A 20,579-nucleotide genomic window follows, 5' to 3' on the forward strand; every position below is an offset into this window, starting at 1 on the left:
ACATATCGGCATATATCTTAAACACAATAGATATGTGAAAGGGTGAGAGTGTGATTTCATCATATTCAGTAAGATATATTTTAATAACGGGTAATACTTTTATAAAAAAAGTAATCACTGTATATGCATCCTCTGAGTTCTTTGCTATTGAAAAAATCAAAAAAGAATTAGCACGCCGTTTTTCTAACCCTACAAAAATTGAAGTCTATACGGTATAGATACTTAAAAATAATTAAAAGGAAAGGGATGGAACAATATCAATTTCATCCCTTTTTCTTTTGATTTATTATATATTAATTACATATTAAAATTCATCTTCACCAATTAAATTCCCCGCATCCTTATCCTTGATTAAACGTTGCTTTAAATAATTTTCTTTTGTCGTTCTATCATCTTTATGACCTACTGCGGCTGCGATAAGATGCGGTGGTAACTCTTTGTAATCGTACAAGTACTGTACATAAAAGTGTCTAAAGAAGTGAGGCGTTATTCTAATATCTTTCGTAAACGGTAGCTCCGTATCCTTAATAATCTTTGTAATGTACTGAGATAAATAATTTTCTCGATATGCTGTATGATTTTTGGTTTGAAAGATGGTACCACCATTCTTATTACCTATATTAATAGGAAGTCGTCGACGTACACGAAAGGCAACAATACGATGAAAAATCTCCTTATTAATAGAAACAATTCTTTCACTATCCCCCTTTGTATCTACGGTCAAGTAATACCGGTCACGTATTGAATCAAATTCAAGATCTTCCCACTTCGCATGAGCAACTTCTGCAACACGTAACCCCGTTGTCGCAAGAATAGATAATAAAGCATAATTAATCTCGTTATCCTGGTAATAGCGAAGTAACTGCTTTACTTCTTCATAAGATAAATCTCTCTTTGGTTTATGGTGCTTGCCCACTGTGGTGCTCAATACTTCTACATGAATTGGCTCTTGAATATATCCGATTTCATATAGCCATTTTAAATAGGATCGAATTACACCTAATTTTCTACTTATAGTTGATGGTTTGTATTTCTCCTTGGATTGATAGGAAATAGCCTCCTCCGACAACCACCTCTGATAGTTACGAACATGACGCTTTCGTAGATTCCTCCATACACGACCATCTTCATAGTCTTTTACATCTTGTTGCAGAAACTCTGTGCTTTTTTTAATAAAGAAATAGAATTGACTTAGATCACGTGCGTATAAAACACGTGAATTTTCCTTTATCCGTTTTTTCTTATCAAAATGAGTTTGTCGGTTTAAATAGTAGTATAGTATCTCTTCATCAGAAAAACCATCATACGTTTGTCTATCTTCTCGCTCATTATTTTCTTTTCTTTGTTCCGCTTGTTTTAGAATATCTTCGTTCCAAATTGCAATTATATTTGCAAATTCTTGTTTTTGTTTTTCAATAATTTCTAAAGAACTATCCTTATGTAGTGTATTTATTTCAAATTTCATCATATATCAACTCCTAACGGAATTACAATCTATTACTATTATAACCTAAATACATGCAAAACTAGTTGTATAAAGAAATTAAACTTTAATTATTAGTAAACTTATAATACCCATAGAAAAACGCACATTTTCTATGGGTATTATAAGTTTACTTTTTTTCATTCTTGTTTATTCGTTTTATACTATAGTAAAAATGAATTTAATTATAAATTATATCCCGTTATTAGATATCAATTTAAATAGTTTTCTTTTTATTTATGTTATAATAAATTTAAATTATCTATTTTATAAATTATAATTCACATAATATTATTATTTCTTTTATATATAAATGGAATCTTAGGGGGAACATAAATGCTTAGTACATATGAAATAAATATGACCACGAATGAAGTAAAAGAGTACTTAGATATTAGTCACTTCACATTTAATAATTTGATGAAACAGGGACAACTAAATCCAATTAATAAGGATACATGGCGTTTAGATGGAAGTTTTTTATTTAAAAGAGAAGAGGTAGAGAAATTAAAAGAAGAACTTGAGATAGAAGGAATTACTCTATATCAAGCAAGCAAAGCGTATTATATCAGTATGTATCAACTCGAAAAATGGATAGAAGCGGGAGAGTTAGCTTGTACTATACAGGAGCATCGTAATCGTAAAACAAAATTTGTAAATGAAGATGACATCCGTGAATTAGTACAACAAATAGAGCGGAAAAATACGATCTATACATACTCACAAAAGCATAATGTAGTATTATTACAAAGGTTTATGAAAGGGAATACGTTAGCACGTATTATCTCGATTCCAAAACGTGGAGATATCATACTTCGTGATGAATTTGGGAATGACATGACATTAGGGGATGCAATAAAAGTAGGATATGAGCCTACCTATGTTTTATCTGATCAACCGCGAAGTCACCATCAAAGATTTGTGAAATTCCGTTTCCCTAAATCTGACCAATTACGAAGTGATATTTTTCGATTTATTGATCTCATATTACAGTATGTGTCTCCGAGAAACTTAAAAATATCAGTAGAAGATGAATTTTGGTATTTTGATATTCGTCAATCTCTAGTATCATTACCATCTGGAATGCAGACCGAATGGATGGATAGTTTAGCACTCTATATAATAGAGGGAAAAATGATACAACGTGTTAATAATAGTGTGTATTTAGATAGTAATACCGTAACAAAGCCGGTAACTCTCACACGTAACGAGTATAAATCTATAATAAAAATTGTAGAAGAAACAAACAGTTCCATCGAAGAATTTATTAAAGATGCAATTCGAGATAAAATTAATCAACACTTACTTAATCAAAAATAAAAAGGTTCCATTTGAACAAATTTTCCTTTGCTATGCTGATCACGGTTCTGGTGCAAATATATGAAGAAGAAGTCACTTCTCAAAAAGAAGGTTTGCTTTCTTTTGAAGCGCTAAAATCCGGATCATATGATTTAATTGTACGCGTGAAGGGTGAAGAAGTGAAAGCGAAAGGAATTCAAATACGTACGAAGCTATGAAAAATCGGCAAGCGGAATGTACCCGCTTGCCATTTCCAGTTGGTTCTGGCACAACACATGCTCATCAATTTAAGAAGTAAACGTTTTCGAAAAAACGCTTCTTCTAGGCCGTCCTCACCATTCACTTCATACCTTCTCTTCCAATCTCTAATCGTCCCAGGATCAACAAAAAATTTAGCAGTAATGTCAGTTATTGAATGATGACCATCTTTATAAAGAGCTAAAATAGCTAATTTTTCAGCTTTAAAATATTTCATTCGAGCCGTAAAAAATACTCCCATTAGATAAACAGATTTTTATTTTTTATCTGTCTACCTAATGGGGAGCATATCAACTTTCTTCAAAATGGATTCTTTTAGTTGCCTGTAAAATACGTGTTTATAAGATGTTTTTTATCAAACTTTATTGAAAACCAATAATTGCTAGTCAGTGGTATGATAAATTGTATAGAAATTTGTACAAATCTCTATACAATTAGTCGCAAATAATTTCGCTTCTCACTTTTCTAGATAACTGCCATTCGATTAAAAATTAACTATTTTTAATCAAAAATCCATAAATTCATGAATTTCCGCTTTTCTCTTTAAAAATATTTTTAGTGCTCCTGGTTCTCTATTAATTAAATCTATATCATGATTAGCCTCTAAAACTAACTCTTTATAGCCCCAGATAAACCTTGTTGTTGTAGTTTTAATGTGACTATGATCACCAAAATAAAATTCTAAAGGAAGTAAAGGATCAGATATTTTAAATAATTCTGCTGTATACCATGATGGTTTATCTTGATTCTTACCTAAAATCAAATACTGTATTTCCTCGTTTTCTAATAAGCTAATACCATATACCATATATTCACAATTCAAATCCAAATTAAATTTCATATCTTTCGTATAACCAATCTCAATTAATTTATCTGAAAGGTGTTCTCCCGTATTACTTATACATACTATTTTCATCAAAAATCTCTCCTACTCTTTATTAATCTTTAAATTTAAAATCATCAAATTCACCAGTCTTTATATTCTTAACATAATGAATTTCAACCCCATTTACATTATGAGCGGTTCTAGTGCAAAAAATCTATAAAACTTGGACATACTGATACTATTACTCTAAAAAAGGTGCGTGGTTAATATGGAAAAGCGAAATTTATTCAAGTGGAAGCATTATCATCATGATATTATTTTGCAAACAGTAAGATAGTACCTATGGTACAACTTGAGCTTTCGGGTTCTGTTGCAAAGTTACCCAAAACATAGAGAATCTAGGGTTGCATCGTTAAATGGTTATACAACCATTAATAATTCCTGTAATTCGTTACTACACCGAAAAGGCGGAGCCTATTTGAAGACTTCGCCTTTGTTTGTATAGGGCATGAATGGTTTCAATACCTTTTATTGTACGAGAAGCATGCCGGAGAGTTTGAAATCATGATGACCTAGCAAAACGACGTTTCACATGTCGGTGGTCTTGTTCTATACGATTATTCATATGTTTAACGGTACAATGAACGGTGCTTTTGTAAAATCCTTTCTCCTTTAACTTTTTAAATGCACAAAGTACGCTGGCACCTTATCCGTTGTCAGAACTGTTGGTTCCCCAAAAGTTTTAACCAATCTTTTCATAAAGGCATATGCCGCCTGATTATCTCGCTTTTTACGAAGTTGAATATCAAGCGTATGGCCTTCTTTATCAATCACACGATATAAATAACACCATTTTCCTTTGACTTTTATATAGGTTTCATCCAGTTTCCAAGATAAGTGTACGTTCTTCTTTTTCTTCTTCCATATTTGATAGATCAAGTTACCATATTCATGAACCCAGCGCATGATGGTTGTTGGGTGAACAGACACCCCACGTTCCTTCAGTATTTCAGTTACATCGCGATAGCTTAAAGAAAAACGACAATAGTAGCTTGTTTGAATTGTTTTCCTTTAAAATATCTCGCTCCCGTTCATCTTTTTCCAAAGTGTACTTGAGTTTCGAAAACTTTGCAACAGAACCCAACGTACGTACTTCATGATGATTTATTCACGCTTTAGATTGGTTTCCACTCAAAATTAATGAATCAAAAAAGCTCTTTGCCACGTGCAATTTGAATATACAGTAGAAAGAAGCGGTAATATTATACCAATCGTCCCATCAATTAAGCCTATTTTTGTATTAGGTTTCAATTCGCCTTTAATTAAGAAATATTCGAAATCATAAAAATGTAGTGGAGCATTTACATCATAATACTTTAAAATTTCTAAAACCAATTGATCCCTGTATAATTCTAAACTATTATCATTTGATGCTTTCCACATTTCTTGTGTTAAAGACAATAATCCTGCATATCCATGACAAAATGTTGGTGAAACTACTTTCCATTTATCTTGAGAACGTTGAAAAGTAGATTTACATAAGATTAAAGCTTCTGATTTCCAGTCTTCTCTTTTACATATGTTCCCAGATATCCACAATGTTCGTGCAACTCCCGGCGATCCATAACACCAAGCATCCCTATGATTAAATCCATCGGTATAAGTATCTATTATATGATCTTCAAATTTAATTACATTAGGAATAAACTTTATTCCTTCATCTTCTTGAATCCAATTTATTAACCATGTTGCAATTTTCTCTATTGCTTTATATTGACCAGATACTACTAAACCATGTTGTGCAGCTATAGATAAAAAAGCTAAAACTCCAGCAATACCATGTGATAACCCACAATTAAAATTTCCACTTGGGTATATTTTTTTCTCGTCCTCTAAAAATAAATTTTCTCTAGAAATATGCCATGGTTGAGATGAGGGATTACTCAGTTGTTTGTAATTTACAAATTGAACCATATAATTAATGATGTCTTTTACACAACGATACAATTGAGGTTGTTCCGAAAAGACAAGTAAACATCTTCCAATCCCGGCCCATCCACTTATAATGTCATAATCATCTATTTTTACACCACTTTGTATTCTTTTGAATGAATCTTGTAAGACTGCTGGATAATGCTCTAAAAAAATTTTGCTTAATTGTTTTAAAAAAACTTGATATCTACTATTATTTCTTGAACATGCCTCTACACCCATCATAATACCAGCCAAACCATGGAACAAAGATAAAGAATGGAAAGAACCAGTCTGCAAGTGAGCTTGAACACGTTTTAAATATTCAAATGCAACTATATCCCACTCTCCATCAGGATCCATATTATCTAATGCTCCAAGTAACAAACATACTCCTGGATACCCAGAACTAAGAGAATTACTTTTTAATTCTCTTAGTTCTCTATCTACATCGGCCATAATAATACTATCTACTTTAGGTATATCCTTGAAAATTTCAACAGTTGAAAAAATAACATCCCATACTTTTTCTTTTAATTCTTGATTTTGGATCAAAAAAGATTCTGGAACTTGAATCATCTTTCACCTCTAGATAATTATTTTATAAGACGTAATAAATAATACATTTTTATAAAAATAAATTAATGAACTAGCATTTTCGAACCTTCAGAATATACTTCTGCTTGCATGTAATATAATTTAGCGTAAATACCATTTTGTTCTATTAACATTTCGTGATTTCCAAACTCTTTAATTTCACCGTTTTCCATCACAATAATTTTATCTGCAAATTGTACAGAAGAATTTCTATGTGAAATAAATATTCCAATTCGGTTTCGAACAAGTTCTTTAAAACGATTGAATACGTCTTTTTCAGCCTCAGGATCTAAAGCTGAGCTAGGTTCATCTAAAATATACATACTAGCATTTTTAATGATGGCTCTTGAAATAGCTATTTTTTGCCACTGGCCTCCAGATAATTGATGCCCTTCTGAAAACCATTTTCCCAATTGAGTATCTAATTTATTAGGAAGAGATTCTATAACTTCATGTATGCCAGATTGCATAGCAGCATTATTAATTTTCTCATCATCTTTAATATAGCCTATCTTCCCATAAGAAATATTATCTCTTACAGGCAATTCGTATTTCACGAAATCTTGAAATACAACTCCAATTTGTTCTCTTACGCTCTCTATAGAATAAGAGTCCATAGGTTGAGAATTAATAAGGATTTCTCCTTCATAATCATGGTATAGACGAGTTAAAACTTTAACTAAAGTGGATTTTCCAGATCCATTTTTACCAATAATCGCTACGACATCTCCTTTTTTAAAAGTTAAAGAAATATTTTTCAAAACATATGTTTCACTATTAGGATATCTAAAGGATACATTTTTAAATTCTATAGATTCTATATCTCGTAGTTTATTGACAGGATTTTTAGAATCTTCATTTTCTTTAACCTCCAAATAGGAAAATAACTGTTCAATGTATAAATTGCTCTCATACAATGAAAATATTTGATGTAGTAGTGATTGAGATGCCTTTTGGGTAGCAAATAAAGCTTGTATGTAACTAACCATTGTTCCTATCATAATCTCTTTTATAAAAGTAGATAATAAAATGATAAATATTAAGATTCCTACTACAATCAAATTGATAAAGTCAAAAATAAATGTTATTTTTAGTCGTCTTTTTTCTATTGATTTATCAATTTGAAAGAAACCTTTATAAATTCCAGAATACTCTTTGATGATATGAGCACCTAAATTATTCAATTTGATTTCTTTAAAAGTAACATCTTTCGTTAGCAAATAACTCAAATACCATAATTTCCTATTTAGAGGTGCCCTTTCCCATTCAATATCAAATTCCTTTCTTCCCAATTTCAAAAATGATATCGATGAAAAAATGGGAACAATAAGTAGGACTATTACCACCCACCACTTCCAGACAATTAATATAGTAGCTGTGGAAACTAAAGTAACAAAACTGTTGATGATTGATAAAATTTGATTGAAAATTTGGTATGGCCTATAATCTACTTCTCTTTGCGCTCTCTGTAGCTGGTCATAAATAACATCATTTTCGAAATCCGCCAATGTTAACGTTGAAGATTTTTCCATTAACAGTACGTTAACTGAATAGGATAATTTCACTTTATATATTGCTTCATAATAATTTAAAAATTGTTCTATTAATAGTTGAAATAAATATATACTAATTAAAACAACTAAAGAAATTAGAACAATATTTAATCCTTGTTCCCAACCAATTGCAATACTGTTTATTAAGAACTGATTTCCTAATAAAAGCAAAGCAGGAAAAGTACCTGCCATTATATTTAAAAGCATGATAAAAATAATTAATTTTTTATCAACCTTCCATAATAACTTGAAAATTTTTGGCCAATATTTAAAAGAACCTAATATTTCTTTTAAACTTAGATTGGTATTCCAATTCACTTCAATCTCTCCCTTGCGTACCTGAGATTATGAAGCACATGTCTAACCAATGTCATTACCTTAGTTTCTAGTTCCCTATCAATTCCTAATAAACGATTAAGGTGAAGATGAATTATACTTAGTAGTATATCTTCTCTTGTATTATATAACTCTCCCTGTTTTTCCACTTCCATCATACGGTTGTTGAAAGTTTGGATAGCTTCTTTTCGCATTTGTAAAATAGTGAGAATTTGAGATTCATTTTTAATATCCCTTAATCCCTTCCAATTATCAAAAGAATTTCCTATTTGGAGATACTTGTCTCGTTTTTCTCTAAATTCTTTTGTATAATTTTTATAAGAAGTAACATTATTAATTAATTCTAACTGCTTTTCAAAATGGATATTAAAACACTCAAGATAATGAATTACACTTATTATTGAAATTTCCTCAAGTGATAAAGAAGTTTCATCATTATTGATAAGTCGTAAAATATCCTCTACACAAAGGCTATCGTAATAAAAGAGTGATTCTGCTAAACCTATGAGTTTCGGTCCTCCATACCTCTCCACTTCTCGTTCATATGTAGATATTTCAGCTATCAACAATAAACCAATTTTATTTAAGGACAGAAACCATTGATTTAAGGTATAAAGCATATTTCCTTTACTAAAATCACCAGATAAACGTAATCGAATATGTTTTTTTGGATCTGCATAGCGCATAAAAAAGTAGTTATCTATATCACCATTTCCCACTAAATTTGTACAAAATTGATGAATATGATTATAAATTAACTCTTCATCTCTCGTTGAATCATTGTATAATTTAATGAATAACCAGTCGCTACCAGGAAATTTTTTGATACATTCGCTATTAGTACTAATTGGTGGCAACTTCCCAATCGATAAAGTTGAATACAAACTATTTATTTTTTTGTTTTTAACTAATGGGAAAACATATTCTATATTATAAGAGGAACCTTCAACATCTTCCTCCCACCGTTTTAATGTGTTTGATTCTTGTTCTATTAAGGTAATTCTTTCATTTTCTTGTAAAGTTCTCGACTGAATATATAGCTCTTTTATATGGATTGGATTGTAAATATCAAGCAAAATTCGGTTATCGGAAACAGCTTGATATACCCATCTTGGCATCTTCCATTCTGCTGCCCAAGCATAAAATGTTGTTTTCCATTTCTCAAAAGAAGCCTCCTTTGGTAACTTGAGCACTTCATTATTTACATTCCACCTTGCTAATGATAGTACAGACTTCCCTACTGTTATACGTGGTAAGAAAGGAGATGAATTTAACGAATCCCAAAGGAACGGCATACAATCAGAAGTGCCATAACTAGATATTTCAACCAAAAAACGATATATATTGGGTGCTAATGAGATATTTAACATATGGTTTGTTTTTATTTTAAGTTTCTTACCTATAGATTTAGATTTTAAATAGAAATTATTATTTGTAGAACCAACTACTATATCCGACAAAGGAATTGTGTATTTTTCATTTTTAGAAGATTGCGTTCCTATCACAATTTCATACTCCCGAAAATTCCTTGACATAGATACATTTGCTAATTTTCCTGCAGACGGTAAAAAAACAATCTCTGCATAAAGAAATTCAGAATCATTTTTTTCTATATCATAAATTGTTTTATAATTTCTAATAAAATTCTCTTCTTCTAATATATTTAAAAACCTTCCAAAAGTTTTTCCTGCGCCATCTGATATAGCACTTAATCCTGTTACAAATTTAAAATTCCCTCTATCTATCTCACTTGCACTTTCAGCAACAACACTTCCATATATTTCAATGGAATCAGGTATTTTATTTAAAGCCTCTTCTTCTAATATCTCATTAACTAATCCTTCTTGTTTTAAATCAATTTCCATTTTGTTGAATTTTATAGCTTTTAATAATGCAGATAGTAATTTCTCTGAGTATTCCGTTATTTTTCCGTTTTCATCCTGTATTAATGATCTATTACTTGGTGGGAATGTATATGTAGCTGGTGAACCGATTCCCATTTCTTCATCTAAGAGCTCTAATAATGGAACTTCACGATATGTTCCGTATTTTTCTAAAAATTCATTTCTGTATGTATTCAAATGTTTCTTTTGAGGATATTGGTAAGCAAATTTCCATAATACAGATGCAACATTTGCTACTTCTTCACCAACTGATTTACTCAAAAAGATATCTTTATCCTCTAATCTTACATCTATCTGTAGGTTATCTTTAACTGTAATTATCTTTTTCATTTTCTGATTTATTTTCTTAATAACATTTAGACCTTCACCTATATTTTTTTGATTGTAACATGTTATCAATTGATTTAATTGATTTAAATCGTTTTTTAATTCCTCTATTCCTTGAACATGACCTAACTTCTCTAATAGAAATTCAAAAGGTGATTGTATCATTAGAGATGGCCTTAACTCCGTAACTAAATACTCCCGTTCTATCAATTGCAATAATACCGCATGAATCTTTTCTTCTAAAACATTAGGATATTTTTGTTTTAAAGCAAAAATAATTTCATTTAGTTTAATAGGTTCTTTAGCCAACTCTAAAATAAGTTTAACTACAGGAGTTATCCGAATAGATGATGATTCAAAATTAAACAGATTCTCATCTAACACTTCAGTTCTTGAACTATAAGGTATATTTATTCTATCGCCCTTTGCTAAAATAATTGAATTTGCCTGCACTTTAAGTTGCTTCAATACAAAAATATCACTTTCAAGTTTATGTATTAAAGCTAAAAGCCAAGACATATCAGGACGTGTTTGTTTTTTGTGTGAAAAAGGTTTCTCTATGGCAAAAGAGGTGGAAGAATGAAAAGTACCATATGTAATACCGGCGAATAATCCAAATGGTGTGGGCCTTGTAGACATTCGAATTAAATACTTATTTACTGCGTGGATAATTTGTTCCCTTCTTTTTTCATTACTAATGTTCTTTAGGTCAATAATTGAATTATATAGTGAACTACTAGAAACAAAAATTGCCTCTTGAATAAAAGGATCTGAAATTGCACTTTCTAACTTCCCCATCATTTGTTCCAATTCAACATTCTCACTCTTTTTACATTCGAATAGCGTTTTATAGAAATTCAAAGGTAATATAGGTGAACGAACCATGAAAAATTTTAATGGCTCAAACAAATTTTTACTTTTAATTACGGACTTCTTCTTTTCTTTTTTCATTTAAAATCGTACCTTTCTATATTAATTACCAGACTATTGGAAAATAGATTACTTTATTACAGTACGGATTGTTAAAAATAGAATAGTTCCTTAACTACACTCATAAATCATAGATTTTTTAGGTTGGATATTAATTGAATAGTTTTTACTAGGAGATAATAAGATCTAAGAGGAAAAGTATGTATAGTAACTAAAAATCTAATAACTATTAACACTATAAAAACGTTAAATTATTTTCTTTTAGGTGTTTCATGCAATCATCAAGCGTTCAGTATGCTCCATCAAAACTAACTCTTTATAAGTAGTTAGTTTTAATCGGATTACATTCAATATGTTAATTCTAATTTATCACTAATATGATTTATTAATAATGCAATAACCTATTATTTTTATTTATAGAAGGAGTATTCAAAAAAAATGCTCCTTCTATACAATGCTTATTTTTTTAAGTTAAGCTCTACAACCAACTGTATTGGGCTTTGTAACTGCAGTTGTATTTTGCCCACAAACCCCACGACTAGTCATATACCCTATTGTTCTTGCAATTGTCCATTGAGTTGTTCGTGGTGATGGTCCACCTTCTTTATTAGAAGATTGAATTTTTAAGTCTAAATCAAAATCATCTCTACGCATAATAAGCCTCCTAAAATATTTGATATTCACGTGAACAATTAGATAATAACACACGAAAATACAAAATAAAACATTTTTTCCTAAAATTTAGAAAAATGTTTGATTTTGTAATATTTCATCTTATATCCCATTTTTTTAACCAAAATGGAAATAATTATGATACAATCTTATCAGAAATAGATGATAGGAGGAGAATTATCATTAAAATATTTTTAGCTATTATTGGTGCCATTCTTTTGCTCATTATTACTGTTCATCCAGGAGTACCAGATAAAAGTGTACCTATCAAAACGAAATTAGCAGTAATCCTTCCATTAATTTTTATCTCAGGGATAATTTACTTAATTGTATGGTGACTGTTAGGGACCTAATATTTCAAACTATGCTCTTACTTCATCACAGTTTTGTTTTTATTTTGTCAAGAAACTTCATTATCATTCCGATTACAAAAAGGGTAACATTTAATACCAATTTTCTATTTCAACATAATTACATTTTTATCCACATTTAATTGCAACAAGAAGAAAAAGGACACTTATCCCCAAAAAAAAGGTTATTTTATGGGGATTTTTACATCTATTTCAATGCAATCTTGGAATAGACAGACAATAAAATCTAGTATTTAATCTGGGGACTTTACAGTTACGAGAATACTTATTTTGTATGTATAGAGCTCGGCATTAGTTGAATACCGTTATAAATTATTAATCAAAATGATGGAGGTTACACAATGAAAGGTAAGCTTTATTTTTTATTTTTTATTTTAACATCCTATTTTTTATTTATTCCAACCTTTGCCTCAGCTGAAGAAGAACATAATTACTCCATATTATTAAAAGAAAGCACTGATTTTAACAATATTAAGAATGAGTTAAAACAGAGAGGTTTTGAAATTACATATGAAATCCCTGAAATTAAGCTCATACAGGTGAAAGGAACAGATTCGGAAAGTAAAAATCTCAACCTCATAAAGGGAATAGTTAATTACAATGAATCAGTGAACACTAGCAACCCAAAAAGTCTAAATGTTACAGCCTCTTTTTCTAAACAAAATGAAATTCCCACAGAATTATGGGAATACCAATGGGATATGCAAGCTATAACAAACAATGGAGCAAGTTATAACGTTTTTCAGGGATCCACTAATGTAACCGTTGGAATCATAGATTCTGGTATTTTTTCAGACCATCCTGATTTAAAAAATAGCTTACTTCCAGGTTCTAAGAACTTAGTACCAAAAGGTGGGTTAAATGGGACAGAATCAAGTGAGACCGGAGACATCAATCAAATTGATGACATATTAGGACACGGTACAAGTGTAGCTGGACAAATTACCGCAAATGGCTTAATGAAAGGTGCTGCGCCTGGTGTTGGGATAAAAGCTTATAGGGTTTTTGGAAGTAAATCTGCAGAAACAATCTGGGTTATTAAAGCCATTATAGAGGCTGCCAACGATGATATTGATGTTATTAATTTAAGCCTTGGGGATTATCTTCTAAAAAGTGGTTCTTATAGTCACACTGGGAAAAATGATTCAGTAGAAATTGAAGCATATAAACAAGCAATTAATTACGCGTATAAAAAAGGTAGTATCGTAGTCGCGGCTGCTGGGAATGATGGAATAGATGTAAATAATCAAACTAAACTTCATGACGTAGTTAATGCTAACTTAAAACACTCCAATACAACTGTATCTGGAATAATCTTAGATATGCCGGGTGCTTTAACAAACGTAGTTACAGTTGGCTCTATTGGACCTACAGGAGAATTATCCTTATTTTCAAATTACGGTAAAAATTTTATTGATATCATATCTCCAGGCGGAGACTTTAGATTATTAGAACAATATGGTGAAGATAAGTGGATAAAAGATTATTTAATAGAAAAAGAACAAATACTAACAACCAATGTTGATGGGGGATATTATTATGATTCTGGAACATCACTCGCAGCAGCCAAAGTGTCAGGAGCATTAGCTTTAATTGCTGAAAAAAATAAATGGAAAGATCAACCTCATAGAGTAATAAATCATTTATATAAATATAGCACCGTTAATAGTCCGTTAACACCTAGACAAAAGAACTTGGATATATATAAAGCTTTATTTACTCGTGGATAATTGAATTCCACTCAAAAAAAGTTTATTTAGTATAAAAAATACACAATTGGATACTTTCCCTTTTCAGCCTAGAAATTATTAAAATCTCATTGACATGAGTCTATAGTGCTATGTAAATTTAGATATATTTCTGCGTAACACTATAGACTTTAAATGGTTCTGGTGCAAATACTTAGGAAAGATATAAAGAGGCGAAAAATTTCCTAGTGGAATCTAGTCTTAAGCAACAATTCCAAATAGTTGATGGATGAACTTCACTTGATTTTGGACAGACTTGTCCAGTAAAACAAGTTGCCCTTTTTTTACCATATGCATAGCTTCTATTCCAGAAATAATGGATGTAGCTGTGCGAAAGGATTTCAATCCTAACATCGAACAAACTCGCTTTTTAATAAACCGATGATCTTGTTCCACTATGTTATTGAGATATTTCACTTGCCTTAGTTGGATGCCTAATGGCATCTTTTTTTCTTTTCTCAATTCTTCAACTGCTATAGGATAAGCTGAATTCTGGTTCTCTTGCAAAGTTTGAAAAAAGCATAAACAGGTTGGTAAATGAGGAACAATGTTTAGGAAGTAGCTAGTAATTGTTGAAGTTCATTGTACGTTGAAAAGGCGGAGTCTCTTTGAAGACTTCGCCTTTGTTTATATAGGGCATGAATGGTCTCGATACCTTTTATCGTACGTGAAGCATGACGAAGATTTTGAAATCCTGCGGATTTGGCAAAACGTCTCTTTACATGCCTATGATCCTGTTCAATAAGATTGTTTAAATGTTTGATTGTACAATGGATTGTAGTTTGATAAAATCCTTGTTTTCTTAATTTGTTAAATGCACAAAGTAATGCCGGCGCTTTGTCTGTAGTGAGAACTGTTGGTTCTCCAAAATATTTTACTAATCTTTTCATGAAGGCATAGGCAGCCTGATGATCCCGTTTTTTACGAAGTTGAATATCCAATGTGTGTCCATCTTTATCAATTGCACGATAGAGATAACGCCAGTCTCCCTTAACTTTGATATAAGTCTCATCCAAATGCCAAGATAATCGTGCAGATTTATTTTTCACTGTCCAAATTTGATAGATGAGATTGCCATATTCATGAACCCATCGCATGATGGGTGTTTTTGCCCATCCCCCCGAAAAGGGGGAATAAGGGCAAAGTACACTCTATTCTTCTTCAAATGAATTTTCTCGTGCTAACCTGGTTAGAATATCAGCTTCCTTGATGTTCTTAATGATTGCATCCAAATTTACTACAGTTGGGGATTTACTAAATTCATACCGACCATAAAAATTGATATGTTGCCATGCAACCAGTGAAATATACTTTAGTATGTTCATCTCGATACCTTTATCCTGGGATTTCGTTAATAAATTCGATAATATATTCGCATTGTAATAAATAATACAATTGGTGAGTAGCCTACTACATTCATTCCAGATATGCTGATCTTGTTCAGTCTTGAAACGAAGTTTCCCAAAGTTTGCATAAGATACAGACCGACGTAATTTATGATAACTTTCCCCACGGTTTAGCGCCTTTTGAACATTTTGACGTAATGATAGTGAATCAATATATTCTAAAAAATATAGGCTTTTGATGATATTATCATACTCCCATAATGCACGTTTGGTTTGATTTTTTCGTGCATAGGAACTTAACTTTCGAACAATAACATTTTGAGTAGTCGTTTTTAAAGCAAGAGATAACATAATCCGTTTAATATTGTCCCATTCCTTAATAATCAGCTCTTTATTGATTTTCCGTAAAGGTTTGATAAGTAATTCTTCATATTGGTTTGGATGCTGAAAACCGTATAAGTTTCGGGATATTGTTGCATGGATATCCTTATATCTCGGTGCAAACTGATAACCAAATAAATCTAAAATAGCAAAATTCACCTCATTTGTTCCGTGTGTATCTGTAGAATGAATATTAGGTTTAATATCAGTTGTATTATTATATAAAATATCGAATACATAGTGGCTTTCATGCTCATTAGCGCCAATAATTCTTGCTTGAATCGGAATATGGTTGGCCACCATTGTATAAGAGGTAATTCCCTTATTCATTCCAAAATATTTAGAGGAATGACGGGACTGTAGCGTATGAATCTGTGTTTCGAATCTTTGACCGTCGCTACTCGAATGGATGAAATCATCAATATTATAATATTGAACAATAGGAAGTTGACTTGTTGCATTACTAATGCAGTCATTTGCATCTTTTAACGTTTCTAATCGAATAAAATTAGCTGATGTAGTTGCTAATTTTGAAAAATCTATATCAGAAACTTCTCCCATTCTATATAATCCCATATTTGTTCCCCAGGCTATTAAACATGGAATGAGAATATTATAATTTTTATTTTGTTTTGCATAACGTCCTAGGATGTGTTCAAAGTTATCAAGGAAATTGCATTGTTGATTTACAAAATACAGAATACTTCTTATATCAATTTGTGGTAATACATCGAAAAACGAATGATTAACAGGATCTGAAACTCGAGTATATGGAAGTGTCCAAGAGTTATGATTTTCATGCTTTTTCACTTGAATATATTTGTTTTTTCCTGAAATAATCTTTTTATTGATTTCGGTAATACGAGTTTCCAATCTGTTTTCAAGTTCTTTTAAATGTTGTTCTATAGGTTGCTGTAGCGTAGTTAAATGTAAATCTTTAATGAGAGTCTCTTTTTGTTCCCACTTATCTTCATCGATTAAATCATCCTCGAAGCTTCTATACTGTATACTATCTCTACAAAAAATATCTCCTGATTGCAAATGATGCCATAAGGAATAATAAATTAAAAATTCATATCGATCTATTAGTAAACGTTTTGAATGAGACTCATCTTTCGTGTAAAGATAACGTTTGTTACTATTTGTTATAAAGACTTGAGGAATATCTTCGATATCATATTTGGTTAAGGTTTTTCCTTTCGTAAAAACCTCTTTTAGGAAAGTTATTGCATCCATAAGAGAGTCATCCGTACCAGTTGTAACAAAATCAACCATCATAAAAATAGGACGGATTTGTCGTTTAAACTGTAAAGCTAATGTATCAATACGTTCCCAACGGAACGCTTTTTCATCTATTTTCGTATTATCCAGGATTTGATTTGCTAGTTCAGTTAATTTTGGACGGTCTAGGATAGAAAATACACGTTCTTGAATGTCTTTAAATGCGGTATTATCAGAAATGTTTTCATCTACTATAACTTGTAAAACTTCGCCTACTTTCTTGAAATTCCCCTGATTTTCTGTGTAATAGGTATATACCTGATCTTTAGCAAAGGATAGTATATCATCGTTGTATTTTCTCATTTTATAAATAAAACTATTAATCAAATTATCATTCATTCTTTGATAACGATGACAAATAAAACAAAGTAAATAAATATAAATAAGGGATTCATCAAACCGTTTTAATTTATATACGGAATAATATTCTACTAAAGAAGCGTAGTATTTAATACTTTCATTAGAGATTTTTAGTTTAGGCAAAATTGTATTGGCCAGTTGAAAGAGAGAATGAATGTCTTTCCCACATTCAATTTCACGTTTAATTTCATTCATACTAAAATCTTTAGGTTCATGTTTTATCCGAGTAATCTCATATAATCCAGAAGAATTATATAATAATTCTTTTAAATGCTGTTTATCGGTTTCAGATAGTTGATTTTGTATAATCATTATGAGGCGTTCTTGTTCATATGTAATAGCATTGCCTACAACCTCTTGCATAAAGCTATAACCAGGAATAACAATACGTTTGTTAGTTAAGTAGTGTATTAGCTCACGAAAAATAAAAATAGGTTTACCACTTACAGTCGCAGCCCTACGGGCTTGTTCCTTTAAATCTAGTCGAGACTGTGAGTCACAAAGACGATAATTAAATCGCTTAAGAATAAGTTGTTGTTGATTAAGTCTAGTTTTTTTATCAATGGATCCAAAATCCGAGAATTCAGCACCATTAAAATGGACTTTGAGAATATATTGAATATCTTCTTCCACTTCGCATAAGTTAAATCGAAAAAATAAGTGTTTTGATTTAAAGTATCCAAGTTGAAGAATAAAATAAATCTTAGATTTTATTGAGCGTAATGTATATAATAATTCATTTTCCATTTGAGAAAGGGAAAAATATTGCACACGCTCTTTAGTTGTAAAAAGGGGCCTACTATAAAGTTGATTTATTTCATCTGTTGTTAAAATAGTTAATCGTTTTTGAGTATTCATATTTATTTGTTTTTACATCTCCTTATAGATTATATTTATAATAGGCGTCTTGCCGACAAAACGCGGATATTATACGGTAAGACATTTTTTAGAAGGTAAAACCCTAGCTTTTCTACGCTAAGCGTAAAGTTAGTTAAATAAGTTACCTATACTTAATAATTTAAACCTATGCTAAGCGTTGCAAAAATTAACATATATGCAACACTTGCATTGGGCTTGATTTTTATAGCGTCACAACGTTGCATATATTATGTTGCAAATTAATCTCCAAAAATGATACGATATTTGTAGCAAAACAGAAAAACAGATTTATGCAACGTTGGGAGAGAAAAAATGAATTACGCGTATATTCGAGTGTCAACTCCACAACAAGACTATACATTTCAGAAAAAAGAAATTCTTACATATTGTGAAGCTAACAAAATTGGATTGTTAGAAGAATGTATTTTTGAAGAAAAGCAAAGTGGAAAAAATATGGAGAGAGAGCAATTCCAAATCCTTATGCAGCAACTCAATCCGGAGGACACGCTTATTGTCTATAAATTAGATCGTTTAGGAAGAAATCTTTCTGATATGATTCGTACTCATGAAAATCTGATCAAAAATGATATTGGGATCATTGCTATTAATGATAACATTGATACTCGGAAAAAAGATGACATGACTACTAAAGTAATGGTTACAATCTTATCTCTATTTGCTGATATTGAACGAAGCTATATACTGGACCGAACACAGGCTGGACGTATTAAGTATGTAGAAAATGGCGGGAAATTGGGGAGAACTCCTAAAATCAATAAGTCTAAAACTGATTTGATACTTGAGTTACTTGATCAAGGAAAAACGAAACAGGAAATTGCTGATTTTTTAAATGTTGACAGAACCACTATCTATCGCACATTGAAGCGAAATGGTTATTAAGAAAATTATTCATTACGAGTGCCATCTATACTTCTATAGACTATGTACATTTTTAGAAAAAATCTTTGTTTTTGCCTAAAGACTTTATCATAATAAAAGGAGCTAGATTCTATATCTTAGCTCCCTTATTTGCAAATTATTTAATTATAAAGGCTACGATTGCTAAAAGGATACACACAATCCCACTTAATAATTGTCCTATTCCAGAACTCTGTCCATTAATTAGCAAGTTAAAAAGATTTTTTCTTGTTTGAGTTTTTCCTACGAATGCATCATACTTCTTCATTTTATATACACCAGATGAAATTAATGCTACACCAATAACGATAAGTAATACTTTTAAAGCCACTATATTTACCTCCACTTATTTATTATGATATTGAATTTTTCTCAATCATTTTTTAGTTGTTATTATAATTGTGAACAACACTCGTCTATAATTTCTAAAAAATCATTATCAATTTTTATAAGTTAATTATTACATTTTAATATTAAATAAACTATCTAATAACCTTACACAAAGATGACAGTTCTGTAAGGATAAAAGAAAACAAACATGCTATCTACAAAAGCCTGTTTTTCTTGTTGTTGATAAATATACTTTACTTTTTCCATTTCTCTGTTCTCTTTTACAAGTAAGATCACTAGCAATCCTGTCAATAAGCCTACAAGTAAGACAAATATTGTAACAGCAAGATATTTAAAAATATTAGGCTAATAAGCTTTATGAACCTATATTTTTAATCCAGTCTATAGAAATCTTGCACTAAAAATACAATTGTTATGATAACCATGAGACCATTAACTATAAGAGCTATTACAATCGATAATTCCATAGTAGGTAATAACATAATACATAGTGAAACAATGGATGCAATAAAGGGAACCCCCTGCCTTGTTCTTGTTATGCAAAACCCTTCACTTTTTTAAGCTGTGGAATTATTCTACCGATAATTAGCAATAAAGGCGTGGTAGCCAAAACGCCTAACCATCCAAAAGCACTCTCAATAAACCAAGGTAAAAATGGCATGGCTGAAGAAAATATAAATAAGTTCAGTACTAAAAGAAATAATTGAATGAGAGATAATTTTATATGTATTTGTTGCATTTTGTTACACCTCAGAGAAATGAATAAAACTAAAATGGGTCATACAATA

The 20,579-nt window shown here is 30.8% G+C and carries 15 protein-coding genes and 4 pseudogenes; 6 read left to right on the forward strand and 13 right to left on the reverse strand.

Going from position 1 to position 20,579, the window contains the following annotated elements:
• Window positions 1-304: 304 nt before the first annotated feature.
• The gene (locus tag ACM6HU_RS18240) at window positions 305-1,465 is read right to left on the reverse strand and encodes a tyrosine-type recombinase/integrase (protein ID WP_414848391.1); all 1,161 of its coding nucleotides are present in this window, start codon (window positions 1,463-1,465) and stop codon (window positions 305-307) included.
• A 354-nt stretch (window positions 1,466-1,819) separates the two neighbouring features.
• Between ACM6HU_RS18240 and ACM6HU_RS18245 the strand changes: the two genes are divergently transcribed.
• Together ACM6HU_RS18245 and ACM6HU_RS18250 are read left to right on the forward strand one after the other, a co-directional pair.
• Window positions 1,820-2,803 carry a DNA-binding protein gene (locus tag ACM6HU_RS18245; protein WP_414848382.1) on the forward strand — a complete coding sequence of 328 codons (984 nt, stop codon included), beginning with the start codon at window positions 1,820-1,822 and terminating at the stop codon, window positions 2,801-2,803.
• Window positions 2,804-2,835: 32 nt separating this feature from the next.
• Window positions 2,836-3,000 carry a hypothetical protein gene (locus ACM6HU_RS18250; RefSeq protein WP_414848392.1) on the forward strand — a complete coding sequence of 55 codons (165 nt, stop codon included), beginning with the start codon at window positions 2,836-2,838 and terminating at the stop codon, window positions 2,998-3,000.
• On the opposite strand, the gene ACM6HU_RS18255 is transcribed toward ACM6HU_RS18250, so the two are convergent.
• Both ACM6HU_RS18255 and ACM6HU_RS18260 read right to left on the reverse strand, forming a co-directional pair.
• Window positions 2,979-3,281, reverse strand: a complete 303-nt coding sequence (locus ACM6HU_RS18255; protein ID WP_255255202.1) for a helix-turn-helix domain-containing protein — start codon at window positions 3,279-3,281, stop codon at window positions 2,979-2,981. The two genes, ACM6HU_RS18250 and ACM6HU_RS18255, sit on opposite strands and share 22 nt — an antisense overlap.
• Before the next feature lie 264 nt (window positions 3,282-3,545).
• Entirely contained in the window at window positions 3,546-3,956 is a 411-nt protein-coding gene (locus ACM6HU_RS18260) for a hypothetical protein (RefSeq protein ID WP_097833867.1), read from the reverse strand.
• Between the two features lie 178 nt (window positions 3,957-4,134).
• On the opposite strand from ACM6HU_RS18260, the pseudogene ACM6HU_RS18265 reads away from it, so the two are divergent.
• Window positions 4,135-4,200, forward strand: a pseudogene (locus ACM6HU_RS18265) (IS6 family transposase); the annotation flags it as partial.
• An 86-nt stretch (window positions 4,201-4,286) separates the two neighbouring features.
• Here the strand turns inward: ACM6HU_RS18265 and ACM6HU_RS18270 are convergent.
• The 5 genes and pseudogenes from ACM6HU_RS18270 to ACM6HU_RS18290 all read right to left on the reverse strand — a co-directional run.
• A pseudogene (locus ACM6HU_RS18270) lies at window positions 4,287-4,951 on the reverse strand (IS6 family transposase); the annotation flags it as partial.
• 112 nt (window positions 4,952-5,063) lie between these two features.
• The gene (locus ACM6HU_RS18275; protein WP_414848383.1) at window positions 5,064-6,416 is read right to left on the reverse strand and encodes a lanthionine synthetase C family protein; all 1,353 of its coding nucleotides are present in this window, start codon (window positions 6,414-6,416) and stop codon (window positions 5,064-5,066) included.
• Window positions 6,417-6,478: 62 nt separating this feature from the next.
• Window positions 6,479-8,305 (reverse strand): ABC transporter ATP-binding protein, encoded by a 1,827-nt coding sequence (locus ACM6HU_RS18280; protein ID WP_414848384.1) that lies wholly within the window; start codon window positions 8,303-8,305, stop codon window positions 6,479-6,481.
• Window positions 8,302-11,505 carry a lantibiotic dehydratase gene (locus ACM6HU_RS18285; RefSeq protein WP_016132873.1) on the reverse strand — a complete coding sequence of 1,068 codons (3,204 nt, stop codon included), beginning with the start codon at window positions 11,503-11,505 and terminating at the stop codon, window positions 8,302-8,304. Before ACM6HU_RS18285 ends, ACM6HU_RS18280 begins: the two co-directional genes overlap by 4 nt.
• A gap of 450 nt (window positions 11,506-11,955) precedes the next feature.
• Window positions 11,956-12,138, reverse strand: a complete 183-nt coding sequence (locus ACM6HU_RS18290) for an FDLD family class I lanthipeptide (RefSeq protein WP_016113474.1) — start codon at window positions 12,136-12,138, stop codon at window positions 11,956-11,958.
• A gap of 95 nt (window positions 12,139-12,233) precedes the next feature.
• On the opposite strand from ACM6HU_RS18290, the gene ACM6HU_RS18295 reads away from it, so the two are divergent.
• Together ACM6HU_RS18295 and ACM6HU_RS18300 are read left to right on the forward strand one after the other, a co-directional pair.
• On the forward strand, window positions 12,234-12,494 hold the full coding sequence (locus tag ACM6HU_RS18295) for a hypothetical protein (RefSeq protein WP_414848385.1): 261 nt from the start codon (window positions 12,234-12,236) through the stop codon (window positions 12,492-12,494).
• Window positions 12,495-12,868: 374 nt separating this feature from the next.
• Complete coding sequence (locus ACM6HU_RS18300; protein ID WP_016113473.1) at window positions 12,869-14,257, forward strand: S8 family peptidase; 1,389 nt, start codon at window positions 12,869-12,871, stop codon at window positions 14,255-14,257.
• Window positions 14,258-14,476: 219 nt separating this feature from the next.
• Here the strand turns inward: ACM6HU_RS18300 and ACM6HU_RS18305 are convergent.
• The 3 genes and pseudogenes from ACM6HU_RS18305 to ACM6HU_RS18315 form a co-directional block, all read right to left on the reverse strand.
• Window positions 14,477-14,773: pseudogene (locus ACM6HU_RS18305) on the reverse strand (DDE-type integrase/transposase/recombinase); the annotation flags it as partial.
• A 53-nt stretch (window positions 14,774-14,826) separates the two neighbouring features.
• A pseudogene (locus tag ACM6HU_RS18310) lies at window positions 14,827-15,381 on the reverse strand (IS6 family transposase); the annotation flags it as partial.
• Between the two features lie 45 nt (window positions 15,382-15,426).
• Window positions 15,427-18,501, reverse strand: a complete 3,075-nt coding sequence (locus ACM6HU_RS18315) for a Tn3 family transposase (protein WP_077294999.1) — start codon at window positions 18,499-18,501, stop codon at window positions 15,427-15,429.
• 333 nt (window positions 18,502-18,834) lie between these two features.
• On the opposite strand from ACM6HU_RS18315, the gene ACM6HU_RS18320 reads away from it, so the two are divergent.
• Window positions 18,835-19,422 (forward strand): recombinase family protein, encoded by a 588-nt coding sequence (locus tag ACM6HU_RS18320; RefSeq protein WP_414848386.1) that lies wholly within the window; start codon window positions 18,835-18,837, stop codon window positions 19,420-19,422.
• Window positions 19,423-19,558: 136 nt separating this feature from the next.
• On the opposite strand, the gene ACM6HU_RS18325 is transcribed toward ACM6HU_RS18320, so the two are convergent.
• Together ACM6HU_RS18325 and ACM6HU_RS18330 are read right to left on the reverse strand one after the other, a co-directional pair.
• Entirely contained in the window at window positions 19,559-19,771 is a 213-nt protein-coding gene (locus ACM6HU_RS18325) for a hypothetical protein (protein WP_414848387.1), read from the reverse strand.
• Window positions 19,772-20,326: 555 nt separating this feature from the next.
• Window positions 20,327-20,530, reverse strand: coding sequence for a hypothetical protein (locus ACM6HU_RS18330; protein WP_242491110.1), 204 nt, complete (start codon window positions 20,528-20,530; stop codon window positions 20,327-20,329).
• Between the last annotated feature and the right edge of the window lie 49 nt (window positions 20,531-20,579).

Origin of the sequence: Bacillus sp. IT-79MI2 (assembly GCF_949768135.1) — a bacterium.
Lineage (GTDB): Bacteria > Bacillota > Bacilli > Bacillales > Bacillaceae_G > Bacillus_A > Bacillus_A pseudomycoides.